We start from the raw sequence: 26,792 nt of genomic DNA, 5'->3' as shown, positions 1-26,792 counted from the left end.
CTACTCGTGAACCCCGATTGGTGAAGGCTAATAATCAGTGGGGATGAATGAAATCTCCACTGATTAAAGTTTCACTTTATTTTACTTCTAAATCAACATTTAAATTAGTTGTATTTCCAGCTGCATCTGTTGCAACAATATGAATTGTATTCTTTCCTTGTTGTAATTGATTACGATCGAAATAAATTTCGTAGTGTTTCTCCCAAGTGTTTAGGAATGCACTCTCCCATACACCATTTCCGTTAATCTCATATTGCATTCTCACTGGAATACCAGGTGCAATCCAACCGGATTCTGTCATCCAATCTAGTAGAATATCGTCAACTTTTCCTCTAATTATGAGGTTTTCTTGATCAACTTCGTGCGTTAACTTAGGTGCTGTTCGGTCAACAAACACAGCTCCTGTTTGCTTTGTTTCTCCACCAGAGTTAGAAGCAACAGCTTCGATTTGGTATAAGCCATCAGGCAACGGAGATCCGTCAGTTCTTGTACCATTCCATTTGAAAGATTTATAACCTGGTGTTTCGTTTTTACCTTGATATACCGTGCCTTGATATGTCACACGGTCTTTCGTAATTAAATTGGCATGAAACGCTATATCTTCAACTGGTGTAACTAAATAGTAATTGATTAGGTTGTCATCTAGTATGTTGTCATTATTTGGACTGAAAGTAGAATTAACGATTTCAAGGCCATCGATACGTTTGTATTCTTTCGGATCGATGCTAAATGTAAATGGAATACGCATCTCTTCCGTTTTCCCTTGCTCTTTTACATATAGATTCCCTGTATATACGCCTTGTGGTAAGGAGCTATCTACAGTAATAGTAAAAGGTTTTTCAATATTACTATTCGGTTTTATACTAATAGAAGAAGGGAAAGAAGTCTGGATTTTTGTTTTTGTATCTAATAATTCAATACGAGTTGAAAAGTTTTTCTTTTTGTTAGAAAGATTTTCTAACGTAATATTTTGTGTTAGTTTCAGTTTGCCGCTATTCGGTTTAATAAGACCGAAGCTTACGTTGTTCGGTTTCACTAACGCATCCGTTTGAGCTGCTTTTGGAATGTTAATTAAACCTGATCCTTGCGCCATGACAGGATATGTATTTTCATTGACATCCTTTAATGTTTTTGCAGTGTTGGCAAGAGCAGATTTCACTTGTTCTGTCGTCCAATCAGGATGCATTTGACGTAGTAAGGCAACGGCTCCTGCTACTTGTGGCGCAGCCATACTTGTTCCGTTGTGAGATTCATAGCCCACCTTTGGTACCGTACTAGTAATTTGGACGCCAGGTGCAACAATATCAGGTTTTATGAGCCAACTACCTTGTGATGGTCCTCTTGAACTAAAGTTACCAATCAGTTCGTTTTTATTTGGTTGTCCAATCTTTATATTTTTCTTTCGTTTTGTAATTAAATTTTTCAACTCTTCGCCATTTGTATTTGATAGTTGCATAACTGGAAGAGCTATATCTTCACGTCCAAAATATTCGGGCATAATATTAATTTCTTTTTCGTTAGAAATCAATAGCACGCCGAGAGCACCAGCTTGTTTTGCTTGTTCTGCCTTTACTAACGTGCTCGAAGTTCCTTGTAAAACAAGAGAGAACTTACCTTTCACATCTTGTTTAGCGTAATCGCTTGAATTACCGTAGCCAACATAGACAAGCTGAGCATCGTTTCCTACTTGGAAGTCCGCTTTTGATAACGGTAATCCTTGATAAGATTTATTAGAACCAGCTACTTGGAATGTTGGAAATGGAATAGAAACAGTAGATGCACCAACAGAGATAACGCTACTTGCGTTACCAGGAGCATCAACAGACCAAGGCTTTGGTCCATCATTTCCATTTGAAACGACTGCAGTAACACCAAGTTTTGCTGCACGTTCTAACGTCATTGTTACAGGTTGATCAGGGACATTCAAATCTTGACCGAGAGATAGATTTAAAACGTCAGCGCCATCTTGAATAGCGCGCTCAATACCTTGAAGAATATCTTCGGTCGTACCAGTACCGCTATCATTCATTACACGATAGGCTAGAATAGACGCATTTGGAGCAACGCCTTTAATTTTTCCGTTACCAGCAATAATGCCAGCTACATGAGTACCGTGTACGTTCCCATCCATCGGATCATTATCTTCATCGACTGCATCATAGCCACCGATATAATTTGCTTGTAAGTCAGGATGCGTATAGTCTACACCAGAATCAATAATAGCGACTTTCATACCTTTTCCATCAAGCGGTTTGCCAGATGGATCTTTTAAATTCCATGCTTCAGGTGCACCGATTGTCGGTCCGCCGATATTTGGCGCTTCTTCTTTAGTAGCGCTTTTTGCTGTTTCATGCAATTTATATGTTAAGTTCGGATAAACAGCTTTTACTTCAGGTAAAGAAGCTAAAGCAGCAACTTGGTCTCCTGGAATAGAAATAGAGAATCCAGAAAATAACGTACTATACGTTTCTTTTATCTTTGCTTTGGGTGCTTTTTCTTTAATTTTCTTTGTTGTATCCTCTTGTGCCTTTTTTAGTTGTGCATGGTATGATTGCACATTTCCATTTTTTAAATCTGGAGCATGCTGAATGTTACTTTGTGAAGCGAGCGGAGCATGTTGCAATTCTACAATGACTGAAATTTCTTTTGATGTTTTTGTTTCAACATTTTGCGCGATTTTGTTTTCTCCCCATTGCTCAATATTGGCTTTTAACTGTGGACTAAATTGTTTCTCCTTTTGCAGCGATTCAGCATGCGCGCTTAAAGCTCCAAAGCTAGAAAAGACAAGCGCCATACTTAATAGTGCAGATGTAGTTTTTTTCATTGAAACTCCCCCTAATAAAAAGTGCCAATATTCCGAAAAATTATCTTACATTTTTGTTGTGAAAAATAAAACCGAATGTTGGCTAAACTATACTTTCGACATAATTCATACCAATCCTCTTTGAATTAAAAATTTCTTGGGAAATTTTTTGGGATTATGTCGAATGCATAATATTCAGCGTGGAGAGGCCCACCCTTACTGGGCATAAATCCACAACAATTGTGCAATGAATCTGGAGTGAAATTCGCATATAGTAAGCGGAATATGAGGAATGCTATAAGAAAAATGGAGGAACGTATGAAAAAAATTATCGTGAGTAGTAGTGTGGGTTTATTCATTTTTATATCTTCAATTTTTAGCACTAGTGCGGAACATAATGGGATGAAAGTTGCTTTCATTCGTCATCATGACCTTTGGGTTAAAATTGATGGAAAAGAAAAACAAATAACAAAGGGTGAGTACATAACAGGGCCAAAATGGTCTCATGATGGAGAATGGATATCTTATGCTAAAGGAAAGAAGCAAAACATCTTGGAATTGTACCGAATGGAAGATGGAAAAAAAGTTAGGCCATTGCAATCTGAAGTATCAAATTATCAATGGTCACCGAAAGAGAATATAATTGCATTTGTATTTGCGAATACATTAAATACATTTGATGTCCAAAAAAAGAATGCAGATTTTGAAAATGTATCAGCTGGTGTAGGCGATTATGCATGGTACCCTGATGGAAAGAAGTTTCTTGTATCTTCTGAAGCACACTTACTTCCAACAGGATGGACAGGAGCTCAGCTATATGAAGTGCAACAAGATGCACATATGAATCCCCATAAAATGAAACATTTATATGCATTACCAAATGAACATGATGATTTTCTAGCGCTAGTTGCAAGCGGGTTTGAGTGGTCACCAGATCGAAAGTGGATTTCATTTTTAGCGGTACCGACAGCTTCATGGTCAGCTGATAGCAATACGCTTTGCTTAGTTCGAGCAGATGGAAGTCGATTTGAAAAGGTAGATCAAATGTTATTAAACACACAATGGTTCAAATGGGCACCATTTCAGAATATATTAGCTTATATTGAAGGAAGCGGGAGAGTTGCGTTAGAGAATAAACATTTAAAAGTAAAAGAATTGCCGGCACTTCAGCAGAACACATTTACGCCGAAAGGATATGTCGATTGGGATTTTGCATGGAAGAATGATAAAGTAATTATCGTTTCACGGGCAAAAGAGGCAGGGATAGAAACTCCGCCAGAAAAAAGGCCACTGCCATCTTTAAATGAGATCAATCGTATAAGCGACGAACAACATCAAATCACAAAGCCACCTCATAAGCAAGGCGATTATCATCCGATTTTTATGAAGAAGAGCAATCGATTAATATGGATACGTTCAGACCGTGAGAAAGCCAATGTATGGCTTTCAAATAGTGATGGGAAACAGGAAAAGAAGTGGATTGAAAATATAGATGTACCAGAGTGGTATTATGAGAAATGGAATTGGGAAAATGTTATTTCGGTGAAAGTAGAATAAAAAAACGTGCCTAAAAGATAATTTTAGGCACGTTTTTTATTGTTATTTATGTATTTTATTTGGTTTTTTTTTCGCTGGGTTCCCGTTTCCCTGACGCTTTCTGTTTTGCTCATCTTTTGCTTGTTTTTCATGCAGTGTATCTAAAAAATCATTCGAGTTACTCATTTTTATATCGCTCCTTTCATTTCGTCCTAATTACTATAACCATTTAGGAGGATAATCATGAGATAAAAGTTAAGCACTTAGTTATCTTCGATAGTATATATAAAATATGCCATACGTAATAAATAGCATAAACAAAATTTGTAACTCTACATTTTCTTTTAAAATAGTTGAGACAGAAGATGGTAAGTAAGGGGAGGTATTGCTCGTTCCTATACCTAACCATTTGTTTAAGAGGTTAATGGTACAAAACATAAAAACACCAGACCAGCTTGCAATAATTGCTTTCTGCTTAATTTTTGTTTCCCGCGCATCATCTGTAATCCAAGGATTAGCAGTTTTATCACTACTGAAAAATCCGTTTATATATCCCCATATAATCGTTAGCCATTCCATATTTGTGATTCCCCTTTCTCTTGTAAAAAGTATTTTACATATTAGTTTTTCATATAGCAGGAATAATGGATGAAATAGGGAAGGAATTATGTTGAAGGATTTCATAGAGAGAGGAGGATCGATATGAAACTCGTTTTTGTTCGGCATGGAGAAGGTGAACATACAAAAGATTTGCCGTCAACTTTACAAGTATTGCATCCATCATTAACGGATGAAGGAAGGAATCAGGCTAAATTACTTCAATGCAATGTGCCATTGCAAGAAACGGATATATTAGTTGTCAGTCCTACAATTAGAACTTTACAAACGGCGACAATATGGAGTGCGAAAGTAGCTTGTCAAAAAATTGTTCATCCATCTGTATCCCCACGTATTTTTCCTTATCGAGAAGGAGCGAAAACATTACCATGTGATCACATAGTAGATCAGGGAATAATAACAAATTTATTTCCACATTTTTCGATAGAGAAAAGCACAAATCAACAATTATGGACGGAAGGTATAAATATTATTTCAGAACATAGCTTTCAGCAAATAGTAGATGAATTTCTTCTTTGGTGTTATAGGCTAGGTGCGGAAAGAATTTGTATCGTATCTCACGACGGGACAATTACTGCGTATAGGCAATATTTGCAGAAGGTCGTTTTAACTAGATCAGACTTTTTGAAAGAAACAGGTATATATGAAATGGAGGTATCCCATAAAAGTTTGATTGATGAGATCTAATGATAGGATGGATGGTGTATGTTGAATGTTGCAATAGTAGTTGGTTTTAACTCTGATTTAGAGGCGCAATCAATCCGGGCATCGCTTGAATATTTTGGGGCAAAAGTTATAACATACTGGATTGGTAGACCGAAAGAGTTCATCGATATTCTTTCTGGAAAGGGTTTATATAATGATATCGATTATGTCGTCTTTTGCTTTCATGGTGAGGAAGGAAAGTTTGTTATGGAAGAGTTAGGTGAAGATATATATGAACAAGATGAACCAAGGGGATACTTTGGTGCAGCAGAAATTTATAAATATGCAAAATTGCATAATACACATATTGTAAATAGCGGGTGTACGTTAGGGGAGCGAAAACTAGCAGAATCTTTTTTACGTAGTGGGGCGAAATCGTATATTGGATCGGTAGATTATGTAGATGGGAATGCAGCACTTATGTTTACAATACGCTTATTTTATGGGCTTATTAGCCATGAAAAAACGTTAGAAGATGCTTTTCAAGAGGCGAAATTAATCGATGAGGAGACAAGTATGTTTCAATTCTATAAATAGTGAAAGCGCATTTATTCTATATTCGAATAAATGCGTTTCACATTTAACTCACATTTTTTTACATTTTCTTCAATGAAAACCATTATCACTTATGGTATGATATGTTCAAGTTTTTACAGGTAATAAAAGTTACTATATAAACATTAGTTTTTGATGTTTCATACACATGTCACGAATTATTCATAATTAACCTTTATAAAATAAGTAACTAATGTTATTATATTATCTGTAACTGGCTTAATTACAACTTTAGGAGGAAGATATGGTTATTCAATTTTTAAGAGAAAACAAAGCAGTTTCTTTTGTGTTAGCAGTAATTCGAGTGTATCTTGGCTACACATGGTTAATGGCTGGAATCGGTAAACTACAAGGAAAAGGATTCGATGCAACTGGTTATTTGCAAGGTGCAATTGAAAAATCTAAAGGAGCACAACCGGCTGTTCAATCTTGGTGGGCATCATTTTTACAAGATTTTGCAATTCCAAACGTTGATCTATTTAATACACTTGTAACGTGGGGAGAAATTTTAGTTGGAATTGGTTTAATTGTAGGCTGTTTAACAAAAACAGCGGTCTTTTTCGGTCTTGTAATGAACTTTTCCTATATGCTTAGTGGGTCAATTGGTGTGAACCCTGAAATGGTTATTCTATCAATGTTCGTTCTAGTTTCTGGTATGAATGCTGGTAAATTTGGAATAGATGGTTTCGTTATTCCGAAAGTATTAGGATCAAAAACTCAAAAACGCCAAAAGCAAGCTGCTTAATATATGAAAGCGGGTATCTCAAAATGAGATACCCGCTTATGTTATTTTTCAACTTTGATTGGATTGTTCTTAAAGAATTCTTTTACATAGCCTACAAATTCTTGTGGCTCTTGACGAAATGGTGCATGATAACCTTTTTCGATAATATGGAAAGTACTATTTTTTAAGAATTGATGATATGTTTCTCCTTCTTTCCAAGAAACACTACTATCATTTCTTCCCCATATAATTAAGGTTGGTTGTTTCATTTCATTTGCATTGATTTGAAGACGTCTAGGCCATAATTTCATTTTATTGTAATGCTCTTCATCATTACGTTTAAATTTCACTTTACTTTCATCAAAATCTGCAACAGCAGAAACGGTATTTAAATCAGTCGACAACTGTGGTTTTGGTGAGCCTTGTTTATTAACGAATGTATGAGGACCGCCTGTAGCATCAGTTAAAATAAGGTGGGTCACGGCTTCAGGATATAAATATGTTAAATTAAGAGAAATTTCTCCGCCCATTGAGTGTCCTAGTATCGCGAACGAATCATAACCTAGTTTTTTCATTAATTTATAATACAAATTTGCATGAGTTGGGAAAGAATAATAAAAATCCATCGGCTTAGATGAGCGCCCGAAGCCTAAAGCATCTACAGAAATAATTGTATGCTCTTTTGCTAAGTCTGAGTAAATCTTTTGAAAACCATCTGACGATCCTCCAAATCCATGGATCATAAGTAAAGGTGGCTTTTCATTACCAATTTTTTTAAAGTAAATGGTTTGCCCATCTATTTCTACCATTTTTTCCTCGGTAGCTAGTTTCGCTGTAAGTGTATTTTTAACTTGCTTTACTTGTTCTACTGGTTTTTCTGCTGCACTACATCCTACTAATAGTGTAAGAGTAAGACAACCTACCATAAAATAGCTAAATCGCTTCAATGAGGTGTCCCCTTTCTAACATAACGCTGTATCTATCATAGCAAATAGCATATTACGATTTCCAGGAAGTTGGCTCCCATTTTTTATCATAAGAGGTGAAAGGAGCGTTTCTTGGAAATTTTCTGTTTGAAGAAATTTACGAAATGAAAATTGTGAATGTGGGACATCAATCCTTACTGTGCCATTCCAACATTCACAGATTCTCTTAAATAATTGAATAGCATCCTTCTCTTGCTTTGCGATAAGTGGATTGACGCATAATATATTACCTTTTTGTACACATAAGGAAAAAGCTTCTATACGGTTATTTCTCTCAATTTTAAAAGAGTGGCTCGCTCTCGGGAAGAGTAATGAATAAAGTAAAGAACGATTAGCACCGGTTGTAATTTGATCGAGAGAAATAAGTGATATAAGGTCTGGTTCTTTCACTTGTTGTGTATGAGCAATATGTGTTTTAGTCGTTTGTTTTTCAAAACGATGAATCGTCGTTACTGTTTGAAATCCGCACGATGTATAAAGAGGCTCGCCAGCTTTTGTTGCAATAAGTGTAATTGGTTGCTTTGGGTAGGTGCGTTCTAAGCAGCGATTAAGCAACATACGTCCGATGCCTTGGCCTTGAAAATTAGGATGGACGATTAACATGCCAATAGTAGAAAAACTACTTTTAAAAGGAAATATTCCTCCAGCTGCAACCAGTTTATTTTCATGTATATAACCGATAATTGTGCCGAGAGAAAGATACATTTCGAATTGTTTTTTCATAAATGCTTTATCTTGTAACCATCCAATAGCTTTACAAAGGTCGAGTAAATCAAAAATAAAAGATTCATCTAGCTTTATTGTTTTCATAAATACTCCCCACATTTCTATTAATTTTCATAAAAGTAGATTAAAAATGTTAAATAAGAGATTTACGTTAAATGAAATCCAACCTGTTTATATTTTAATTGTAAAGGGGAAGAAGGTTGATATGAACAGACAAACTTATACAAATTATAACTGATATTTACATAAGTTAACAAAAATTTACATATAACTAATTTTCTCTTAATAGTCTTCTATTAAATTTGATAGTGGGAAATGAATAACCTAATTAGGGGGACAATATAGTGAAAAAGTTTGTGAAAAAAGCATGGCCATTTGCAGTTGTGGCATCGTTAGCTGTTACTTCGGTAGCAACATGGAATTTTACTCGTTCTAGTGAGGTTAATGCGGATGAGAGCGGAAGCAATGCAAAGATTAAAAATGTCATCGTATTAATTGGGGATGGTATGGGACCTTCATATATGACGGCTCACCGTTATATGAAAGATAATCCAAAAACATTTGAGATGGAATCTACAGAATTTGATAAGTATCTTGTAGGAACGCAAAAAACATATCCGGAAGATGAACATGAAAATATTACAGACTCTGCATCTGCAGCAACTGCTATGTCAGCAGGAATTAAAACATATAATGCGGCAATTGCAGTTGATAATGATAAAGCAGAAGTGAAAACTGTTCTTGAACAAGCGAAAGAAAAAGGGAAATCAACAGGACTAGTTGCTACTTCTGAAATTACACATGCAACACCAGCTGCTTTCGGTGCGCATGATATTAGTCGTAAAAATATGGACGCAATTGCAAATGATTATTTTGATGAAAAAATTAAAGGGAAGCATAAAGTAGACGTTATGCTTGGCGGCGGAGTAAATAACTTTGTTAGAAAAGATCGTAATCTTACAGAAGAATTTAAGAAATCTGGTTATAGCTATGTAACTGATCGTAATCAATTGTTAAATGATAAAAATGATCAAATTCTAGGTTTATTTGCGCCAGGCGGTTTAGATAAAATGATTGACCGTACCGATAAAACACCTTCATTAGAAGAAATGACAAATGCAGCAATTGAACGTTTGAACAAAAATAAAAATGGTTTCTTCTTAATGGTTGAAGGAAGTCAAATCGACTGGGCTGGACACGATAATGATATCGTTGGTGCAATGAGTGAAATGGAAGACTTTGAAAAAGCATTTAAAGCAGCGATTGAGTTTGCGAAAAAAGATAAAAATACGTTAGTCGTTGCAACGGCAGACCACGCTACTGGCGGATTATCTTTAGGTGCGAACGGCGAGTATAACTTTAAAGTAGATCCAATTAAAGCTGCAAAACGCACACCAGACTTCATGGCAAATGAAATTGCAAAAGGTGCAAATGTAGAAGAAACATTGAAAAAATATATTGATTTACAATTAACACCGGAAGAAATTAAAGCGGTAAATGATATTGCTCCTTCAAAAGATGTAACAAAGATTGATAACGCAATTGAGGATATTTTCAATAAGCGTTCGGTTACAGGATGGACAACAGGTGGACATACAGGGGAAGATGTAAACGTATATGCATTTGGCCCTGGTAAATACTTGTTCTCTGGCGTTCAAGAGAATACAAATATCGCTAAACGTGTCTTTGATATTGTTGGCGGTGGCGATCCGAATAAAGGAAGACGCTAATTATAAATGAAAGTGAGGCAAAATGCCTCACTTTTCTTTTAGGAGATGGGAAAATGAGTTCTTTTTTCAGAGGGATAGGATCTCTTCTAATAGGGGTATTATTGCTAGTGGGATGTCAACCGAAGGAGAATCATATAGAACAAAAATCTACTACTACAAAAACTGAGAAAAAGGTACAAATAACGAAAGAAGAAGAGAAATCGATTCAAGATGTGATGGAGAAATTTGTACGGACGACAAATGGAAAAAATCTTGCTGAACATATGGATTTATTCTCAAAGAAGATGCCTAGTGCTGAAGACTTAAAAATACAAAAAGAAGCAGCGTTTCAAAAGGGAAATAAGAAAATTGAATTGGAACATATAGACATGAAAGCTAGTAAAGCAGGGTATGTTGTTGTTGAGACAAATGAAAAAGAAATAGAGGGAGCGATCACTCTTCAGAAGAAAGTACAGTATGCACTTGGAAAAGAAGAGGATGGATGGAAAATTGAAGAGGTTCGCACGATAGGGAAGAAATAAATTGAAACTTTAATCAGGGAGTCTTCCTGCCTGTAAATAGCGAAATAAAAAAGGTTCTCATTGGGGAGAACCTTTTTTTATAATGGTAACATAATTTGATTTGAGCATGCTTCGATATCATCAATATCTTGGCGGATTGTTGCCATTTTGTTATCGAGGTCTTCAGCCTTCATTGCTGCATCATGTAGTTCATCTTTTAAATACTCAGGTATTTTCCCTTCATATTTATAATAAAGTTTATGTTCTAAACTTGCCCAAAAGTCCATTGCGAGTGTACGCAACTGAATTTCTGCAAAGACTTCTTTTGTACCAGAATTCAGTGATAGAGGATATTTAATAATCATGTGTAAACTTTTATATCCGTTCCCCTTTGGGTTAGCGATATAATCTTTTACCTCTATGATTTCCATATCTTCACGTTTTTGAATGACTTCTTTTAAATGATAAATATCTTCTACGAAGCAACATGTAATACGAATGCCGATGATGTCTTGTAAATGCGTTTGGGCATTGTCAACTGTCGGTAATAAATTTTTACGTTCAAGCTTTTTAATAATACTTTCAGGTTGTTTTAATCTTGTTTTTATATGTTCAAACGGGTTGTAATCCTCTAAAAATTGAGCTTCCCGGTTCATAATTTCAAATTTAGTTTTTAACTCTTCTAAAGCAAATGTATATGGTAGTACAAAAGCTTTCCAGTAGTTAACTGTTGATTGATTATATTCCATTTATATACACACCTTTTCCTATTTACAAGTGAGGTTGTTATTATACTAAATACCAAAGCATATAAGCGCAAGCAGCAAATGATGAGATCATAAAACGATATTTAGTTTTCATATTTTCAACTCCTTTCGAGTAAGATTCTATATGAATCAACGTGATTGTTAATAAGTTCACTATGTACAATTCTTATAGTAATAGATTCGTGTGAATTTCGTATGAACTAATTGTTTCAGATTTTTGTCTTTTTTTATAATTGACAAATGGAATAAAGTTATATAATGTATAAATCGTAATCATTACGTTTTAGTTTGCGATCTTTGAAAGAAAGGAGAATGACATATGCGTGTAAATATTACACTAGCTTGTACGGAGTGCGGTGATCGTAATTATATTTCTAAAAAAAATAAGCGAAACAATCCAGAGCGCATCGAACTAAAAAAATATTGTCCACGATTAAAACGAGTAACGTTACATCGTGAGACGAAGTAGAAGACTAGAGATATCTCTAGTCTTTTTTACTTGTTATAATTACCTTAAATTGTAATAAAGGGAGAGGTATGATGAATCAAAAAGATAAAAATAGAAAAGAGCAAGTGGCTCATATGATTGACATTCCAGATGATTATAGGCTTGTTGTAGATGATCAAGAAGGTGTGGATGACCCATATCATCTATTATGGTGGGAGCATAAAGAGGATGAGGAGAGAACGATACAAATTACGCTGAATAGACATACTGGTAATTTAATTGAATTTAGTATAGATGATGAAAATTCTTTTTCGAACGGTAAGGAGTCGATAGAGGGGAATAAAGCGAGAGAGATTGCAAATGCATTCTTAAAAAAATATACAAAAGAAGGATATGAGTTTTATACATATGTAACGGTTAAGGACGACAGGCGCGGTTGGAAAGAAGTAAATTATATGCAAGAAGTGAGTGGCTATCCATTGCCGAATACAGGGTGTGTCGTGCAAGTCCATCCTTCAGGTAATGTTGTACATTTTCGTTATAATGGACAAAAAGCTATCGATGAAAAAACGGTATGGCCAAGTGAAATTGTTGAGGAGAACGTCGTCTTAGAAAATTTGAAAGCTAGACAAGATATGAGACTTGTATTTGTGGATTTAACACACTCTTCATGTGAGTATGAAAATGGAGAAGAAGTAACAGGGTACCACCTTGTATATGAACCAGAACCTAGCCATGCGTTTATTAAAGCAAGTACAGGTAAAGATTTATTTGGACCAGATCACTATAAATTGCCTCCAACTGTAGCTGTTGAAATAATGGAAAAAGGTAGCCAGCAAGATGATATATTCGATTTGCTTGACTGGGATAAAGAAAGTTTTACAAAAGTAGCTGAGACGGAAGATGATAATGAAATAAGGATGAAATTTGTTCCGAAAGAGGAATTACAGAAACAGAAAGAAGAAAAAAATCCATATTTAATGAATGAATTCTTTAAAAAGCATTTACCGATGTTGAAATATAATAATCTAGTTAGCGTTACAATTGATAAATTAACCAATGAATTAACTGGTTTTATAAAACTGACAGATGATAAAGAAATAAAGCGAATACTGTCTAGAGAGGAATGTTTACAAAAAGTACTTCAATTTTTAGAACGAGTTATTCCAGATATCACACAATATCTGCGTCTTTGGGAGGAACGTGGAGAAGCAGAAGATGGAATTGAGAGATTCTCCCTTTCAATGTATGTAAATGACATTCAAGTAGAGGGAAAATATATTATGATCAATATTAATACAGAGAATGGTGCTGTGATGCATTATTCAGGAGAATCTAGCAACCTTATAAAAGAATTGCTTACATATGAAACAACACCAAAAGTAACAAAGGAAAAAGCGTTAGAAATATACAGAGGGGCCATGCGAGTTCATTTAGAATGGTTTTTAGAAAATGATGTAGAGGAAACAAGCTACGAACTACTGTATAAACAAACAACGGATGAAAATTATAAAGAATCCTTAGATTGTAGTCGAGAACTGCGTTATATTGATGCCAACACGGGGGAGAAAATAAGCTTTTAAATAGGGAAAAAGGTCTTCGCGGGAAGACCTTTTTTAGAAAGAACGATTATTTTTCGTATGTATCAATTTTGTATAACCACTTCTGTACACTAGCGGGGGGTCCGTCTGTTCGCCACTTTGTTGTACACATTCCACAAGAACAGTGGACTTTTCCTTTTGCAAAAATACCGGCAACTTCAGGGGTATATCCCCAGGCATGTTTTACGATATTCATCTTTCGGCGCATTGTACGTTGACGTTGGTGTCTTGTATAAGCACGTGTTCTTTCAAATTTCATATTTGTAATCCCTCCTTGTAGTACAAGCAGCTTGCAAGAGCGTACAAGGAGTTCATCTCTTACAAGCTACTTATGTACAAGAAGGCAATAAAATGTTTCACATTTTACCCTCCTATCTGTTGTTTAAGTATATGTAGCAAAGCTTTGTGAGACAAGAATTATGCTTAAAAAGATGTTGGAATGATATCGTACAGACACAAACAACCTCACGCCCACATACACATAGTAAAGACCACTATTTTGGCGGAGGTGAAAGGTTTGAGTCTATTCGCCGCAATTGGATATATGGTTCGAGAAGTGTTTGTCTTTGTTTCTTATGTGAAGAATAATGCGTTTCCGCAGCCATTATCGTCAGATGATGAGAGAAAGTACTTAGAGTTAATGGAGCAAGGTGATGCTCAAGCGAGAAATCTGTTAATTGAACATAATTTACGGCTTGTAGCTCATATCGTTAAAAAATTTGAAAACACAGGGGAAGATGCAGAAGATTTAATTTCAATTGGTACAATTGGGCTCATTAAAGCAATCGAGAGCTATTCGGCAGGAAAAGGAACAAAACTTGCGACGTATGCAGCGCGCTGTATTGAAAATGAAATTTTGATGCATTTACGTGTACTGAAAAAAACGAAAAAAGACGTTTCACTTCATGATCCAATCGGGCAAGATAAAGAGGGGAATGAAATATCGCTTATTGATATATTAAAATCAGAGTCTGAAGATGTAATTGATATGATTCAGCTTAGTATGGAGTTAGAAAAGATTAAAGAATATATCGATATTTTAGACGAACGAGAGAAAGAAGTAATTGTGAAGCGTTTTGGACTGGGGCTTGATAAGGAGAAAACGCAACGAGAGATTGCGAAGGCACTTGGTATTTCCAGAAGCTACGTATCAAGAATTGAAAAGCGCGCTTTAATGAAAATGTTCCATGAATTTGTAAGAGCTGAGAAAGAGAAAAAAGCGAAAGAATAATGTACATTACAAGCAGCCTTGTTTTAAAATGGGCTGCTTTTCTTTTGGAAAATAAGGAAAGAAAAAGAGTTGTGTTCAGAAGAAATCTATGTTCACTGTTGAAAATGACGGGTTCTATCTGTAATATTAGAGGGTGCTAAACAATTTAAGAATAATACCATACTTAGTTTTCCGCATGTATAATATGGCGGTTCTATATGATATGTGGGAATAAGAACCAATTTTACATATGATATAGAAGGAAAAGAAGGGGAAGCTAAAGTTATAGACTGATTAGGAGGTTTCGCAATTTGCGACGTACATTATATCGACTTATGATCGAACTTACAAATGGTCGTTTTACTTCTTATATATTACGTAAATTTGCACAATCTCGTTTGAGCTCTATCATTATTCCATCGTATGCGAAAGTTTTTCAAATTAATCAAGATGAGATGGAAAAGGGTTTGAAGGAATATAGAACGTTGCATGAACTATTTACGCGTAAGCTAAAAGAAGGAAAGCGTAGTATTGATACAGATGCATCGAGTATCGTTAGTCCTGTTGATGGTGTTTTTGCTGATCACGGTCCTATTGAGGACACAAAAACATTTGATATTAAAGGAAAGCGTTATTCAATCGTGGATATGCTAGGTAATGAAGAACGTGCACAGCGATATGCAGGTGGTACATACATGGTTATTTATTTAAGCCCAAGTCATTATCATCGTATTCATAGTCCGCTTTCTGGTTCCGTGACTGAAAGATTTGTACTCGGTAGAAAATCATATCCGGTAAATGCAGCTGGTATGGAATACGGGAAAGAACCATTGTCAAAAAATTATCGCTCTGTTACAGAAGTAAATAGTGATGGTGAACATATGGCGCTTGTAAAAGTAGGAGCTATGTTTGTTAATAGTATTGAGTTGTTGCATGAAAGAGACACTGTTCAAAAAGGTGAAGAAATGGCATACTTTACATTTGGTTCAACAGTTGTGTTATTGTTTGAAAAAGATATGATAAAAGTAGTGCAGGAATTGAAGAGTGGACAAGAGCTTCGTCTTGGTGAAAAAATTGCTACTCGATTGGCTCATAAGTAAAAAAAACATTTTATGGACAAAGATGCTTAATGATGAAATTCCCTAGATGGGAGTACTTGTTTATTCGAGAGCCATCGCAGGATGGCTCTTTTTACAAGTTAGCTAGTTAAAATTTAACTTTATATGTAATCAAGACGATTTGACAAGCTTGTCCTCTAATGAGCGTCTAATCATTTCTTGTTTTATAAGTAAAATGAAGTCGGGATTTAATTTTAGTTCTTTTGCTTTATAATAAGACTCAGTGAGTAACTCAGTAGATAACTGTTCCATATGTTTTGTTTTCAAGGTGAGTCACCTCCTAATAATTTAAGGATTGATTCGTTGTTGCATTTAATGTACCAAAAAAATATGACAGTCACAAACGAGTGGTTATCCACATACCTAGGTGGATAAAATGTGTATAGATTGTTAGTAAATTCCAAATTGACTGGAAAATTAATGTGGAAAATGTGTACAATTTTATCCACAGGTCATATATCGAAATATGTTGTCGAAAAATTTTTATGAAAACTCCTCAAAGAGGTGAAAGAAATTGAAGCTATTTTTACCAAATGAATATGTGAAAAATGTATATCATGTTCAACCAGAAGATTTGAAAAAACGTGGAATTAAAGGTGTCATTACTGATTTAGATAACACGTTAATTGAGTGGGATCGTCCAAATGCAACGCCGCAACTTGAAGAATGGTTTTTGAAAATGAAAGAGCAAGGCATTCAAGTAACGGTCGTTTCAAATAATAATGAGCAACGTGTGAAAGACTTTGCTGATCCATTAGGCATTCCATTTATTCATAGTGCGCGTAAACCATTTGTTCGCGCGTTTAAGCGTGCGATACAAGAGATGCACCTGCAACCAGATGAAGTTGTAGTAATTGGAGATCAGTTACTAACGGATGTTTTAGGTGGAAACCGAGTGGGACTTCATACGATTTTAGTTGTACCGGTAGCACAAACGGACGGATTAGTAACGCGCTTTAATCGAAAAATTGAACGAAGAATTATGAGAAATATGAAGAAAAAAGGTTTAATTAACTGGGAGGAATAAAGTTTGACTGAAACAATTAAATGTATTGGTTGCGGTGTAGAAATTCAAACAGAAGATAAAAATGAAGTAGGATATGCTCCTGCCTCATCTTTAGAGAAAGAACAAGTAATTTGTCAACGCTGTTTTCGCTTGAAGCATTACAATGAAATTCAAGATGTATCATTAACAGATGATGACTTCCTACGTATTCTAAACGGAATTGGAAATTCAGATGCATTAGTAGTTAAGATTGTAGATATTTTTGATTTTAATGGTAGCTGGTTACCTGGCTTACATCGTTTCGTGGGAAATAATAAAGTATTACTTGTTGGAAATAAAGCTGATTTAATACCTAAGTCAGTAAAACATGATAAAGTAAAGCATTGGATGCGCTATAGTGCAAAGCAGCTAGGATTAAAGCCGGAAGATGTCTTTTTAATTAGTGCAGCAAAGGGACAAGGGATTGCTGAGCTGGCAGATGCTATTGAGTATTACCGCGGCGGAAAAGATGTTTACGTTGTTGGATGTACGAATGTAGGGAAATCAACATTTATTAATCGTATGATTAAAGAATTTAGTGATGAGACTGAAAATGTAATTACAACATCTCATTTCCCAGGAACAACACTTGATTTAATTGATATTCCGTTAGACGAAGAATCTTCTTTATATGATACGCCAGGTATTATTAACCACCATCAAATGGCTCATTATGTTGGAAAAGAAAGCTTAAAGCTTATTACACCAACAAAAGAAATTAAGCCAATGGTGTTCCAATTAAATGAAGAACAAACATTATTCTTTAGTGGATTGGCACGTTTTGATTATGTAAGTGGTGGTCGTCGTGCATTTACTTGTCACTTCTCGAATCGTTTAACAATCCATCGTACAAAGCTTGAGAAAGCAGATGAATTGTATAAAAATCATGCTGGGGATTTACTAAGCCCGCCAACACCAGAAGAATTAGAAAATATGCCAGATTTAGTGAAATACGAATTTAATATTCGTGAACCAAAAACGGATGTTGTATTCTCTGGATTAGGATGGGTTACGGTAAACGAATCGGGAGCAAAAATTGTTGCACACGTACCAAAAGGAGTAAGTGTTTCATTGCGTAAATCTTTAATTTAATATGGAGAGGGATTTATGAAACAATTATATGGTGTAATTGGAAATCCAATTGGACATTCATTATCACCCGTTATGCATAACGATGCATTTGAACACTTGAATATGGATGCCCATTATCATGCATTTCTTGTTAAAGAGGAAGTGCTAGGGGAAGCAGTAAGAGGTTTAAAAGCATTAGGTATTTCAGGATTTAATGTAACAACTCCGCACAAAGTTGCTATTATGGATTATTTGGATGAGATTGACCCGCTAGCAAAACAAATTGGTGCAGTAAATACAGTGGTTCATAAGGATGGGAAATTGATTGGCTACAATACAGATGGAATTGGTTTTGTCCGAGCGCTGCAGTCAATTAGTGGTGAACCGCTTCAAGAGAAACGTATTTTATTGCTTGGCGCAGGTGGTGCTAGTCGAGCTATTTATTTTTCTCTTGCTGATGTAGGTGTGAAAGAGATTGATGTAGCTAATCGTACAGTAGATAAGGCGAAAGAACTTATTGCTGCGTGTACGGCTACTGTTCATTCTGTTGCTTTATCACTAGAAAAAGCAACAGAAGAACAAGGGGATTATGATATTATCATTCAGACGACAACAATAGGTATGCATCCACGCGTTGAACATACGCCATTACAAATTTTTTCGTTAAAAAAAGGAACGATTGTATCAGATATCATTTATAATCCATTTGAAACGAAAATTTTATGTGAGGCAAAAGAGCAAGGCGCAGTGGTTCAAAATGGTATTGATATGTTTGTTTACCAAGGAGCGCTTGCATTTGAAATGTGGACAGGGCGTGTACCGAATATCGATAGAATGAAACAATTAGTTATAAGAAAGCTTGGAGGCTAACATACATGTTAACAGGAAAACAAAAAAGATTTTTACGTGCACAAGCACATCATTTAACACCAATTTTTCAAGTAGGAAAAGGCGGAGTAAATGAAAATATGATTAAACAAATCGCAGATACTTTAGAAGTTCGTGAATTATTTAAAGTAAGTGTGCTACAAAACTGTGAATTCGATCGTCGTGAAGTTGCAGAAGAACTTGCAAAAGGCGCACGTGCTGAAATCGTTCAAGTAATTGGAAGTACAATCGTTTTATACAAAGAATCTAGAGAAAATAAGCAAATTAAGCTTCCTCGATAAAAAGACAAGCATATGCTATTTTTATCGCTAGTGTGTAATGATGTAGAGAGCGAAACCAATTGAACTTTTATTAACAGTGAACTCTCTTCGGATATGAATGAAGAGAGTTGCTGTACGTAAAAGGAAGGGGCGTTTCTTTTGAGGAAAATTGGCATCATTGGCGGTACATTTGATCCGCCACATTATGGGCATTTGCTAATTGCGAATGAAGTATATCACGCTTTAAATTTAGAAGAAGTATGGTTCTTACCGAACCAAATTCCACCGCATAAACAAGGGCGGAACATTACAAGTGTAGAAAATCGTTTACAAATGTTAGAGCTTGCGACTGAGGCAGAGGAACATTTTTCTATTTGTTTAGAAGAGCTAATCAGGAAGGGCCCATCTTATACGTATGACACTATGTTACAATTGACGAAGAAGTATCCGGATGTGCAGTTTCACTTTATTATTGGTGGAGATATGGTTGAGTATTTGCCGAAGTGGTATAACATTGAAGCGTTACTAGATCTTGTAACGTTTGTTGGGGTTACAAGACCTGGTTATACATTGCGTACACCTTATCCTATCAACACTGTGGAAATTCCGGAGTTTGCGGTTTCTTCATCTTTATTGCGTGAGAGATATAAAGAGAAGAGAACGTGTAAATATTTACTTCCTGAAAAAGTACAGGTGTATATCGAGAGGAATGGGTTGTATGAATCGTGAGAAGGCACTTCATATTGTCAAACAACAAATGCATGAAAAACGTTATATACACACAATTGGTGTAATGGAGACAGCAATTGAACTTGCTAAGTTATACGGTGTGGATGAAAAAAAGGCTGAAGTTGCAGCTATATTCCACGATTATGCGAAGTGTAGAGCGATTTCTGAGATGGAAGAGATTATTAAAAGTGAAGCTTTGCCGAAAGATTTACTTTGTTATAACAAAGAGTTATGGCATGCACCTGTTGGGGCATACTTAGTAGAAAAAGAAGTAGGCATTACGGATCCCGAAATCCTGCAAGCTATTACATATCATACAAGTGGTCATGAGAACATGACGATGTTAGATAAAGTAATTTATGTAGCTGATTACATTGAGCCTGGGCGAAAGTTTCCAGGGGTGGAAGAAGCTCGTAAACTCGCATATACGGATATAAATCAAGCTTTATTATTTGCGTTAAAGCGAACAATTCAATTTTTAATGGAAAAAAATCAAACGATTTATCCATTAACATTCCAAACATACAACGCAGTTATCAAGGAGGAAATGAGTAAATGAAAGATAAAGATTTATTAGTATTAGCAGCAAAAGCAGCTGATGATAAGAGAGCAGAAGATATGGTTGTCCTAAATATGCAAGGTATTTCACCAATTGCAGATTATTTCATTATTTGTCACGGTAACTCAGACAAGCAAGTGCAAGCAATTGCACGTGAAATTAAATCAAAAGCACATGAGTTCCAAATCGACGTACAACGTATGGAAGGTTTTGACGAAGCACGTTGGGTATTAGTTGACCTTGGAGATGTAGTTGCTCATGTATTCCATAAAGATGAGCGTAATCATTATAATTTAGAGCGTCTTTGGGGCGATGTGCCGCGTGAAGATATTACAGACGAGCTAGACCAATGAAATACGAACAATTTGCATTGTTGTACGACGAACTAATGAATGATGTTCCTTATGATAAATGGGTGGAATTCACAGAGGAAAGTTTACAACAAGCGGATATGAAAGAGGCGAAGATTCTTGATGTAGCATGCGGTACTGGTAATGTAACACTTCCGCTTGTACAAAAGGGTTACGATTTAATCGGTGTCGATCTTTCAGAAGAAATGTTAACGGTCGCTCAGCAAAAACTAGGTGGAGAAGGACATTTTATTCCTTTTTACCAACAAGATATGCGAGAGCTTGATGTTCCAGGTGAGTTTGACTGTGTAACGATCTTTTGTGATTCATTAAATTATGTATTGCAAGAAGATGGAGTACAAGAAACATTTCGAAGAGTGTTTCACCATTTACGTCAAGATGGTTTGTTTTTATTTGATGTACATTCTTTATATAAAATACATCATGTATTTCAAAATGAAACATACACAGTAAATGGAGAAGAAATATCTCTTATTTGGAATTGCTTCCCTGGTGAAGAATCAAATAGTGTAGAACATGATTTAACATTCTTTGTTCAAGACCCGGAAGAAGATGTGTACCATCGTTTTGACGAATGTCACGTGCAACGTGCATATCCGGTTGAAGAGTTAACGAAATGGCTTGAAGAAGCTGGTTTTACAGTGCTTCGAGTGACTGGTGACTTTGAGCGACTTGAAGTTACAGAACAAACAGAGCGTATTTTCTTCATGGCGAAGAAAAACGGATAAAACAAAAGCAACCGAGAAGGTTGCTTTTGTTTTGTAAAGAAGAGGTACTTTTCGTTCTAGCATAATAAGAAGGTGTTATACGTGAATTGTGAAAATGCTAGTTTAAGTGAAATTGTAATGAAAAAAAGTAAGCATTTATAAAAAGGATTTGGAATGACGATGACGTATTTATTATGTGTGTTTATTGAATTGCTGATCAACGCATTTTAAATCTTCATCGAATTTCTCGTGTGTCCGCTCAATTAATTTATGAAACATATCCCCAACATGTTCTTCTAAAACACGAATGCCTTCTCCTGTAACGCCGCCTTTAACACATACTTTTTCTTGTAAAGTAGGCAATGTGAAAATCCCTTTTTCAAGTAGTTTCCCCATTCCAACGACCATTTCACTTACTAAAGTAGTGGCTTCTTCATGTGTAATATTTGTTTTATCTACAGCAGCGTTAATGAAACATTGTAATAAATAACTAAAGAATGCAGGACCGCAGCTTGCTATATCAGATGAAACGCGTGTTATATCTTCTTTTATTACAAGGGGAGTAGAAATGTTTTTGAATAGGCGAAATAGTTTCTGTTGCCACTCTTCAGAGCATTTACTTCCAAATGTAAATAGTGATGCGCCAGACAGGGCACGGTTTGTAATGCTCGGAATAATACGTGCAACGTGGCAAGGTACAAGTGTCTCTAATTGTGATGGAGATATTGGACTTGTGATAGAAACTAAGCACTTTTCATCAGAAAAATGTTCAGCGTATTTTTGTAGGATCGGGTATATATCTATCGGCTTTACGCAAATAAAAATAAGATGTGATCGTTCGATTACCTTATCGATAGTTTTGGCTATATGAACAGAAGGGTATTTTTCCTTTATATGATATGCTTTGGCGGGCGTTCGATTAATGATTGTAAGGCACGAAGGTTTGACAGCACGGGTTTCTAAAAATGCGTCGATTAGTATATTCCCCATGTTTCCTGTCCCTATAATTCCTATGTTCAATGTTTCATCCCTCCTTCGTAACAGCTTTCTCCTAAACAATATGAATGATGTTATAACTTTATGATTAGAGGTGAAAAATGATGTGGGATTTTCCGAAGAAATGGTTAGGGTTAGTAGCTATTATTGGAACTGTACTTTTTCTTCTTTTTTGGAAAACGAACCAGCATACAGAGCGGTCAGTCATTGCAACGGATGTGCAATCGAAAGAGATAGAGAAAAAAAGTAAACCGAAAATATCGGATACAAAAGAGCAGAAAAAAATAATTGTAATTGACATGAAAGGGGCTGTTGTTAAAGAAGGGGTGTATGAAATGAAAGAAGGGGATCGGGTCAAGGATGCCATTGAAAAGGCAGGCGGTTTTTTGCCCGAGGCAGATAGGATGAAGGTAAATTTAGCACAAATGGTACAAGATCAAATGATCCTTTATGTACCGAATAAAAACGAACAAGTGCAAGAAGCAGCTGCTGTTTCAAAGGGGGAGGGAAAAGTTCAAATAAATGCAGCTTCTAAAGAGCAACTTGAAAAAATTACAGGCATTGGTTCTCGGAAAGCAGAAAGTATTTTGAAATATCGAGAGGAACATGGTCCGTTTCAGAAAATAGAAGATTTGTTAGAGATTGATGGGATCGGTGTGAAGTCATTGGAAAAAATAAAAGATCAAATTATTATTCCGTAAAAGATTGACGAAGTTTTTCCTCATTCGCTACACTACAAGTAGACAAAAAAGTAGGTGAAAAAGATGGAACGAATTTCATGGGATCAATATTTTATGACGCAAAGCCACTTGCTATCTTTACGTAGTACATGTACAAGGCTTGCAGTAGGAGCGACAATCGTTCGTGATAAACGAATTATTGCTGGTGGATATAATGGTTCGATTAAAGGTGGTGTGCATTGTATAGATGATGGATGCTACGTTATTGATAATCATTGTGTTCGTACAATTCACGCCGAAATGAATGCTTTATTACAATGTGCAAAGTTTGGTGTGAAAACGGAGGAAGCGGAAATTTATGTTACACATTTCCCTTGTTTGCAATGTTGTAAGGCAATTATTCAAAGTGGGATTACGGCAGTTTATTATGCACAGGATTATAAAAATCATCCATATGCAGTAGAGTTATTTGAAAAAGCGAATGTAAAGGTAAAACACGTTCCGCTAGAATATGATATTGCGGCATTAGAGGATCAAAAGCGTCATATGGAGTTAAAAGAACTATTTGCATCTTTAGAAAAAGAGAACTTATCAATGGAAGAATTACAGCATGTATTCACGAAAGCAAAAATGATGCTATAAGGAGTGAGTATAAGTTGCATGGACAATGGGGCTATGTTGCAATCTCATTTATCATAGGGATTGCAATTGCCTTTTCCACTTCAGTTTTATTGCTGACTTGTTGTCTCGTTCTCTATGTTTTCTTTTATTTATATCGTACTTCGCATAAAACCTTCCTTTATTGTATGATAGCGTGTTTTAGTGGCGCTATGTACACTACGTATGTTCAAGAGCAAAACAAGCCTCTAGGAGAGTCCTACGAAGCTACAAGAGGGGTGATACACAATACACCTCTTGTTAATGGGGATCGCCTATCATTTCAAGTTGAAGATCAGAATAAAAATATAGTGCAGTTAAACTACAAAATTAAATCAGCCTCGGAAAAGAAACAACTGCGACAATTACATGCAGGAGTATCATGTGTATTCGAAGGTGAGAGGAAAGAACCACCAATAGCTCGGAATTTTCATGGTTTTAATTATCGTGATTATTTGTATAAGCAAAATATTCATTTCATATTGAAGGCTACATATATTTCTGAATGCCATAAAACATCGTTGTCACTCGTGCAATGGATTCTTCTTTGGAGACAACAAGCGATCTCGGGAGTTACAGAAATATTTCCAGAGCAATCAGGTGCTTTTATAAATGCATTAGTATTTGGTGATAGACAACAAATGACATTTGAAGTTGAAGAGCAATATCAACACTTTGGTCTTGTACATTTGTTGGCGATTTCAGGGTCGCATATCGTATTGTTAATGGCGATCGTGTATTTTATTTTTCTAAGAAGTGGTGTGACGAGGGAGGTAGCGACAGTATGTCTTATCTTTTGTATTCCTCTATATATGATATTAGCAGGAGCATCACCGTCTGTTATAAGAGCTTCTATAACGGGAGTTTTGATGTTGATTGCTTTCATATGTTCTATTCGTTTATCTAGCTTAGATGCTTTAAGCATAACAGCTATATGTATGCTTATATTTGATCCGTATCTTGTGTTTAATATTGGCTTTCAGTTTTCTTTCGTTGGTAGTTTTGCTTTACTTTTGTCGGCTCCGATTTTACTAGAGAGTAGTAATGGAGTAATCCGAAATTCTATTTATATTTCTCTTATCTCACAGCTCGTTAGTACTCCGATTTTGTTATATCACTTCGGTTATTTTTCTCCATATAGTATTTTTCTTAATATCCTATACGTTCCGTTTTTATCTCTCGTTGTATTGCCGTGTAGTATTATTATTTTGGTATGTATACCGATCGTCCCATTTCTTGCAAAAGGACTTGCGGATGTACTATCAATAGGTTTGAATCTTTCTAATGATTTTCTAATTTATTGTGAAAGTTTACCATTTATCTGCCTTGTTTTCGGACAAACGTCTATATTTCTTGTAGCTCTATATTGCGCGAGTATTGTTAGTATATTGATGGTTTGGGAAAGGCGAATGTCGAAGGGAATTATGTTTATGGCTTCGGGTATATTGCTTTTTGTTTGTACATGTCATTATGTATATCCGTATTTTCGAGAAAGTGGGAGTGTGACATTTCTTGATGTTGGACAGGGGGATGCAATATTAATTCGCCTTCCGTACGATAAAGAGATTTACCTCATTGATACGGGTGGAACAATTCGTGTAAATAAGGAAGAATGGCAACGGAAAAAGCATGAATTTTCTGTTGGAAATGATATTTTAATCCCTTATTTACAAAAGGAAGGCATTAAAACAATCGATAAATTAATCGTAACGCATGGAGATGCAGATCATATAGGTGCTGCGCAAGAGTTATTATCAAATATAAATATAAAAGAAGTTGTATTTGGCCGAAAGGAACAAGATGCGGTATTAGAAAAAGTGTTAAAGAAACAGGCGTTAGAAAAGGGAGTGAAAATAAGCGAAGTGGGGGAAGGAGAGAGTTGGAATGTAAATGATGCGGAATTTTTTGTGTTCGCTCCAACAGGGAAAGCAAGAAGTGAAAATAACGCTTCCATTGTAATATGGGCAAAATTAGGAGGGTTAACGTGGCTGTTTACAGGTGATTTAGAAGAAGAAGGAGAGAAGTTTTTGATAGCTACGTATCCAGATTTACGGGCGGATGTTTTAAAGGTGGCTCATCATGGGAGTAATACGTCATCTATAGCGTCTTTTTTGAGCGCTATACAGCCTGATGTAGCGATTGTTTCTGCCGGTGAGCGTAATAGGTATGGGCATCCTCATAAGGAAGTTATAGAGCGTTTTGAGAAGATGGAAATTGAAATATGGCGTACGGATAAGCAAGGCGCTATTTCCTATGTTTTTAAAGCGGAACACGGAACCTTTCGTAGCAAAATCACATATGATGAAACACATAATAGATAAAAAGAAGACTGCCAGTAAGCAGCAGTCTTTAAGAACCGATAAATTTAATAACAGTTGCAATGATGAAAAGTGTTGCGAAAAAACCAAATGAGACGATAAATCCTACCCCTGAATCAATAGCGTCATTGCGTTTACTTTGAACATTTTGTTCAAAATCATTCATTTAGAATCCCTCCCCAACATTCCACTTTAGTATAAAATATTGTCAGAAAAAAATCTACAATTTCCAGTATGAAGAGAAATCGAGCGTTCCTACTACTTTTAGATCATGAAGGAACGTGAGTTTTTTGTTTCCAAGCATGTTAACAGTTGGCACTTATACTCGAATTTTTATTGTGAATAATAAAGGGAAGGTGATTACCGCACACCAATAAGAAACCCGGGACTTATTGCGTGGCGTTTAATATAAATAAAGGGACGGGTTATACAGCCTGTTCCTTTGTACTTGTAAAACGAAAGCTAGGGCATTAGTATAAATATA

The 26,792-nt window shown here is 35.7% G+C and carries 31 protein-coding genes; 21 read left to right on the top strand and 10 right to left on the bottom strand.

The genetic code is table 11. The annotated features are described in order from the left end of the window. Positions 1–76 precede the first annotated feature (76 nt). Positions 77–2,824 (bottom strand): S8 family serine peptidase, encoded by a 2,748-nt coding sequence (locus PDL00_RS12585; protein WP_270729321.1) that lies wholly within the window; start codon positions 2,822–2,824, stop codon positions 77–79. 297 nt (positions 2,825–3,121) lie between these two features. Here PDL00_RS12585 and PDL00_RS12580 point away from each other — a divergent pair, with 297 nt between their 5' ends. Beyond that, positions 3,122–4,360 carry a TolB family protein gene (locus PDL00_RS12580; RefSeq protein ID WP_270729319.1) on the top strand — a complete coding sequence of 413 codons (1,239 nt, stop codon included), beginning with the start codon at positions 3,122–3,124 and terminating at the stop codon, positions 4,358–4,360. A gap of 42 nt (positions 4,361–4,402) precedes the next feature. Here PDL00_RS12580 and PDL00_RS12575 read toward each other — a convergent pair whose 3' ends face one another. Both PDL00_RS12575 and PDL00_RS12570 read right to left on the bottom strand, forming a co-directional pair. Then, the gene (locus PDL00_RS12575) at positions 4,403–4,525 is read right to left on the bottom strand and encodes a DUF4023 domain-containing protein (RefSeq protein WP_270729317.1); all 123 of its coding nucleotides are present in this window, start codon (positions 4,523–4,525) and stop codon (positions 4,403–4,405) included. An 81-nt stretch (positions 4,526–4,606) separates the two neighbouring features. Further along, complete coding sequence (locus PDL00_RS12570) at positions 4,607–4,918, bottom strand: phosphoglycerate mutase (protein WP_270729314.1); 312 nt, start codon at positions 4,916–4,918, stop codon at positions 4,607–4,609. Between the two features lie 123 nt (positions 4,919–5,041). Here PDL00_RS12570 and PDL00_RS12565 point away from each other — a divergent pair, with 123 nt between their 5' ends. From PDL00_RS12565 to PDL00_RS12555, 3 genes are all read left to right on the top strand, one after another. Next, complete coding sequence (locus tag PDL00_RS12565; protein WP_270729312.1) at positions 5,042–5,644, top strand: histidine phosphatase family protein; 603 nt, start codon at positions 5,042–5,044, stop codon at positions 5,642–5,644. A gap of 18 nt (positions 5,645–5,662) precedes the next feature. Continuing rightward, the gene (locus PDL00_RS12560) at positions 5,663–6,199 is read left to right on the top strand and encodes a delta-aminolevulinic acid dehydratase (protein ID WP_270729310.1); all 537 of its coding nucleotides are present in this window, start codon (positions 5,663–5,665) and stop codon (positions 6,197–6,199) included. Between the two features lie 262 nt (positions 6,200–6,461). Beyond that, the gene (locus tag PDL00_RS12555; RefSeq protein ID WP_000236605.1) at positions 6,462–6,962 is read left to right on the top strand and encodes a DoxX family protein; all 501 of its coding nucleotides are present in this window, start codon (positions 6,462–6,464) and stop codon (positions 6,960–6,962) included. 41 nt (positions 6,963–7,003) lie between these two features. Here PDL00_RS12555 and PDL00_RS12550 read toward each other — a convergent pair whose 3' ends face one another. Together PDL00_RS12550 and PDL00_RS12545 are read right to left on the bottom strand one after the other, a co-directional pair. After that, positions 7,004–7,888 (bottom strand): alpha/beta fold hydrolase, encoded by an 885-nt coding sequence (locus PDL00_RS12550; RefSeq protein WP_270729308.1) that lies wholly within the window; start codon positions 7,886–7,888, stop codon positions 7,004–7,006. Between the two features lie 15 nt (positions 7,889–7,903). Then, the gene (locus PDL00_RS12545) at positions 7,904–8,737 is read right to left on the bottom strand and encodes a GNAT family N-acetyltransferase (RefSeq protein ID WP_270729306.1); all 834 of its coding nucleotides are present in this window, start codon (positions 8,735–8,737) and stop codon (positions 7,904–7,906) included. Between the two features lie 260 nt (positions 8,738–8,997). Between PDL00_RS12545 and PDL00_RS12540 the strand changes: the two genes are divergently transcribed. Together PDL00_RS12540 and PDL00_RS12535 are read left to right on the top strand one after the other, a co-directional pair. Then, a complete protein-coding gene (locus PDL00_RS12540) occupies positions 8,998–10,383 on the top strand; it encodes an alkaline phosphatase (protein WP_270729304.1) in 1,386 nt (461 codons plus the stop codon). A 53-nt stretch (positions 10,384–10,436) separates the two neighbouring features. After that, on the top strand, positions 10,437–10,904 hold the full coding sequence (locus PDL00_RS12535) for a hypothetical protein (protein WP_270729302.1): 468 nt from the start codon (positions 10,437–10,439) through the stop codon (positions 10,902–10,904). A 77-nt stretch (positions 10,905–10,981) separates the two neighbouring features. On the opposite strand, the gene PDL00_RS12530 is transcribed toward PDL00_RS12535, so the two are convergent. Beyond that, positions 10,982–11,632: a GTP pyrophosphokinase gene (locus PDL00_RS12530; RefSeq protein ID WP_097818229.1), complete on the bottom strand. Its 651-nt coding sequence runs from the start codon at positions 11,630–11,632 to the stop codon at positions 10,982–10,984. 337 nt (positions 11,633–11,969) lie between these two features. Between PDL00_RS12530 and rpmG the strand changes: the two genes are divergently transcribed. Together rpmG and PDL00_RS12520 are read left to right on the top strand one after the other, a co-directional pair. After that, complete coding sequence (rpmG, locus tag PDL00_RS12525; RefSeq protein WP_001265617.1) at positions 11,970–12,119, top strand: 50S ribosomal protein L33; 150 nt, start codon at positions 11,970–11,972, stop codon at positions 12,117–12,119. Between the two features lie 71 nt (positions 12,120–12,190). Continuing rightward, the gene (locus PDL00_RS12520; protein WP_270729300.1) at positions 12,191–13,681 is read left to right on the top strand and encodes a YcdB/YcdC domain-containing protein; all 1,491 of its coding nucleotides are present in this window, start codon (positions 12,191–12,193) and stop codon (positions 13,679–13,681) included. A gap of 46 nt (positions 13,682–13,727) precedes the next feature. Here PDL00_RS12520 and PDL00_RS12515 read toward each other — a convergent pair whose 3' ends face one another. Further along, a complete protein-coding gene (locus PDL00_RS12515) occupies positions 13,728–13,958 on the bottom strand; it encodes a hypothetical protein (protein WP_270729298.1) in 231 nt (76 codons plus the stop codon). A gap of 258 nt (positions 13,959–14,216) precedes the next feature. Here PDL00_RS12515 and sigK point away from each other — a divergent pair, with 258 nt between their 5' ends. Both sigK and PDL00_RS12505 read left to right on the top strand, forming a co-directional pair. Then, a complete protein-coding gene (sigK, locus tag PDL00_RS12510) occupies positions 14,217–14,930 on the top strand; it encodes an RNA polymerase sporulation sigma factor SigK (protein WP_000051382.1) in 714 nt (237 codons plus the stop codon). Positions 14,931–15,220: 290 nt separating this feature from the next. Further along, a complete protein-coding gene (locus PDL00_RS12505) occupies positions 15,221–16,009 on the top strand; it encodes a phosphatidylserine decarboxylase (RefSeq protein WP_270729296.1) in 789 nt (262 codons plus the stop codon). 129 nt (positions 16,010–16,138) lie between these two features. Here the strand turns inward: PDL00_RS12505 and PDL00_RS12500 are convergent, their stop codons facing one another. After that, entirely contained in the window at positions 16,139–16,294 is a 156-nt protein-coding gene (locus tag PDL00_RS12500; protein ID WP_000850097.1) for a sporulation histidine kinase inhibitor Sda, read from the bottom strand. A gap of 247 nt (positions 16,295–16,541) precedes the next feature. On the opposite strand from PDL00_RS12500, the gene PDL00_RS12495 reads away from it, so the two are divergent. From PDL00_RS12495 to PDL00_RS12460, 8 genes are all read left to right on the top strand, one after another. Further along, a complete protein-coding gene (locus PDL00_RS12495) occupies positions 16,542–17,054 on the top strand; it encodes a YqeG family HAD IIIA-type phosphatase (RefSeq protein ID WP_000765308.1) in 513 nt (170 codons plus the stop codon). Between the two features lie 3 nt (positions 17,055–17,057). Beyond that, positions 17,058–18,164 carry a ribosome biogenesis GTPase YqeH gene (gene yqeH, locus PDL00_RS12490; protein WP_242257299.1) on the top strand — a complete coding sequence of 369 codons (1,107 nt, stop codon included), beginning with the start codon at positions 17,058–17,060 and terminating at the stop codon, positions 18,162–18,164. A 15-nt stretch (positions 18,165–18,179) separates the two neighbouring features. Then, on the top strand, positions 18,180–19,013 hold the full coding sequence (aroE, locus tag PDL00_RS12485; protein ID WP_242257298.1) for a shikimate dehydrogenase: 834 nt from the start codon (positions 18,180–18,182) through the stop codon (positions 19,011–19,013). Positions 19,014–19,018: 5 nt separating this feature from the next. Next, a complete protein-coding gene (gene yhbY, locus PDL00_RS12480) occupies positions 19,019–19,312 on the top strand; it encodes a ribosome assembly RNA-binding protein YhbY (RefSeq protein ID WP_046957575.1) in 294 nt (97 codons plus the stop codon). A gap of 138 nt (positions 19,313–19,450) precedes the next feature. Then, positions 19,451–20,020, top strand: a complete 570-nt coding sequence (gene nadD, locus PDL00_RS12475) for a nicotinate-nucleotide adenylyltransferase (protein ID WP_242257297.1) — start codon at positions 19,451–19,453, stop codon at positions 20,018–20,020. Beyond that, on the top strand, positions 20,010–20,579 hold the full coding sequence (gene yqeK, locus PDL00_RS12470) for a bis(5'-nucleosyl)-tetraphosphatase (symmetrical) YqeK (RefSeq protein ID WP_242257296.1): 570 nt from the start codon (positions 20,010–20,012) through the stop codon (positions 20,577–20,579). Before nadD ends, yqeK begins: the two co-directional genes overlap by 11 nt. Further along, positions 20,576–20,932, top strand: coding sequence for a ribosome silencing factor (gene rsfS / locus PDL00_RS12465; protein WP_000653203.1), 357 nt, complete (start codon positions 20,576–20,578; stop codon positions 20,930–20,932). Before yqeK ends, rsfS begins: the two co-directional genes overlap by 4 nt. Then, positions 20,929–21,678, top strand: coding sequence for a class I SAM-dependent DNA methyltransferase (locus PDL00_RS12460; protein ID WP_000873065.1), 750 nt, complete (start codon positions 20,929–20,931; stop codon positions 21,676–21,678). Before rsfS ends, PDL00_RS12460 begins: the two co-directional genes overlap by 4 nt. Before the next feature lie 171 nt (positions 21,679–21,849). On the opposite strand, the gene comER is transcribed toward PDL00_RS12460, so the two are convergent. Further along, the gene (gene comER / locus PDL00_RS12455; protein WP_242257295.1) at positions 21,850–22,677 is read right to left on the bottom strand and encodes a late competence protein ComER; all 828 of its coding nucleotides are present in this window, start codon (positions 22,675–22,677) and stop codon (positions 21,850–21,852) included. Positions 22,678–22,754: 77 nt separating this feature from the next. On the opposite strand from comER, the gene PDL00_RS12450 reads away from it, so the two are divergent. The 3 genes from PDL00_RS12450 to PDL00_RS12440 all read left to right on the top strand — a co-directional run bounded on the left by PDL00_RS12450 (position 22,755) and on the right by PDL00_RS12440 (position 26,311). Then, positions 22,755–23,354 carry a helix-hairpin-helix domain-containing protein gene (locus PDL00_RS12450; protein WP_242257294.1) on the top strand — a complete coding sequence of 200 codons (600 nt, stop codon included), beginning with the start codon at positions 22,755–22,757 and terminating at the stop codon, positions 23,352–23,354. A 63-nt stretch (positions 23,355–23,417) separates the two neighbouring features. Next, entirely contained in the window at positions 23,418–23,975 is a 558-nt protein-coding gene (locus PDL00_RS12445; RefSeq protein WP_000439781.1) for a ComE operon protein 2, read from the top strand. Positions 23,976–23,989: 14 nt separating this feature from the next. Then, positions 23,990–26,311 carry a DNA internalization-related competence protein ComEC/Rec2 gene (locus PDL00_RS12440; protein WP_270729290.1) on the top strand — a complete coding sequence of 774 codons (2,322 nt, stop codon included), beginning with the start codon at positions 23,990–23,992 and terminating at the stop codon, positions 26,309–26,311. A gap of 28 nt (positions 26,312–26,339) precedes the next feature. Here the strand turns inward: PDL00_RS12440 and PDL00_RS12435 are convergent, their stop codons facing one another. Continuing rightward, complete coding sequence (locus PDL00_RS12435; protein WP_000997609.1) at positions 26,340–26,474, bottom strand: YqzM family protein; 135 nt, start codon at positions 26,472–26,474, stop codon at positions 26,340–26,342. Between the last annotated feature and the right edge of the window lie 318 nt (positions 26,475–26,792).

Origin of the sequence: Bacillus cereus group sp. TH152-1LC (assembly GCF_027710505.1) — a bacterium.
Classification (GTDB): domain Bacteria; phylum Bacillota; class Bacilli; order Bacillales; family Bacillaceae_G; genus Bacillus_A; species Bacillus_A mobilis.
This window is presented reverse-complemented; position numbering and strand designations above follow the sequence as displayed.

What these genes read in the sequence shown, in the direction of transcription:
- PDL00_RS12445 (WP_000439781.1), top strand. Translation starts at nt 23,418, where the DNA reads ATGGAACGAATTTCATGGGATCAATATTTTATGACGCAAAGCCACTTG.
- PDL00_RS12450 (WP_242257294.1), top strand. Translation starts at nt 22,755, where the DNA reads ATGATGTGGGATTTTCCGAAGAAATGGTTAGGGTTAGTAGCTATTATT.
- PDL00_RS12520 (WP_270729300.1), top strand. Translation starts at nt 12,191, where the DNA reads ATGAATCAAAAAGATAAAAATAGAAAAGAGCAAGTGGCTCATATGATT.
- aroE (WP_242257298.1), top strand. Translation starts at nt 18,180, where the DNA reads ATGAAACAATTATATGGTGTAATTGGAAATCCAATTGGACATTCATTA.
- rsfS (WP_000653203.1), top strand. Translation starts at nt 20,576, where the DNA reads ATGAAAGATAAAGATTTATTAGTATTAGCAGCAAAAGCAGCTGATGAT.
- yhbY (WP_046957575.1), top strand. Translation starts at nt 19,019, where the DNA reads ATGTTAACAGGAAAACAAAAAAGATTTTTACGTGCACAAGCACATCAT.
- rpmG (WP_001265617.1), top strand. Translation starts at nt 11,970, where the DNA reads ATGCGTGTAAATATTACACTAGCTTGTACGGAGTGCGGTGATCGTAAT.
- PDL00_RS12580 (WP_270729319.1), top strand. Translation starts at nt 3,122, where the DNA reads ATGAAAAAAATTATCGTGAGTAGTAGTGTGGGTTTATTCATTTTTATA.
- PDL00_RS12575 (WP_270729317.1), bottom strand. Translation starts at nt 4,525, where the DNA reads ATGAGTAACTCGAATGATTTTTTAGATACACTGCATGAAAAACAAGCA.
- PDL00_RS12585 (WP_270729321.1), bottom strand. Translation starts at nt 2,824, where the DNA reads ATGAAAAAAACTACATCTGCACTATTAAGTATGGCGCTTGTCTTTTCT.
- PDL00_RS12570 (WP_270729314.1), bottom strand. Translation starts at nt 4,918, where the DNA reads ATGGAATGGCTAACGATTATATGGGGATATATAAACGGATTTTTCAGT.
- PDL00_RS12555 (WP_000236605.1), top strand. Translation starts at nt 6,462, where the DNA reads ATGGTTATTCAATTTTTAAGAGAAAACAAAGCAGTTTCTTTTGTGTTA.
- PDL00_RS12565 (WP_270729312.1), top strand. Translation starts at nt 5,042, where the DNA reads ATGAAACTCGTTTTTGTTCGGCATGGAGAAGGTGAACATACAAAAGAT.
- yqeK (WP_242257296.1), top strand. Translation starts at nt 20,010, where the DNA reads ATGAATCGTGAGAAGGCACTTCATATTGTCAAACAACAAATGCATGAA.
- PDL00_RS12545 (WP_270729306.1), bottom strand. Translation starts at nt 8,737, where the DNA reads ATGAAAACAATAAAGCTAGATGAATCTTTTATTTTTGATTTACTCGAC.
- PDL00_RS12560 (WP_270729310.1), top strand. Translation starts at nt 5,663, where the DNA reads ATGTTGAATGTTGCAATAGTAGTTGGTTTTAACTCTGATTTAGAGGCG.
- PDL00_RS12530 (WP_097818229.1), bottom strand. Translation starts at nt 11,632, where the DNA reads ATGGAATATAATCAATCAACAGTTAACTACTGGAAAGCTTTTGTACTA.
- PDL00_RS12535 (WP_270729302.1), top strand. Translation starts at nt 10,437, where the DNA reads ATGAGTTCTTTTTTCAGAGGGATAGGATCTCTTCTAATAGGGGTATTA.
- PDL00_RS12460 (WP_000873065.1), top strand. Translation starts at nt 20,929, where the DNA reads ATGAAATACGAACAATTTGCATTGTTGTACGACGAACTAATGAATGAT.
- PDL00_RS12435 (WP_000997609.1), bottom strand. Translation starts at nt 26,474, where the DNA reads ATGAATGATTTTGAACAAAATGTTCAAAGTAAACGCAATGACGCTATT.
- PDL00_RS12515 (WP_270729298.1), bottom strand. Translation starts at nt 13,958, where the DNA reads ATGAAATTTGAAAGAACACGTGCTTATACAAGACACCAACGTCAACGT.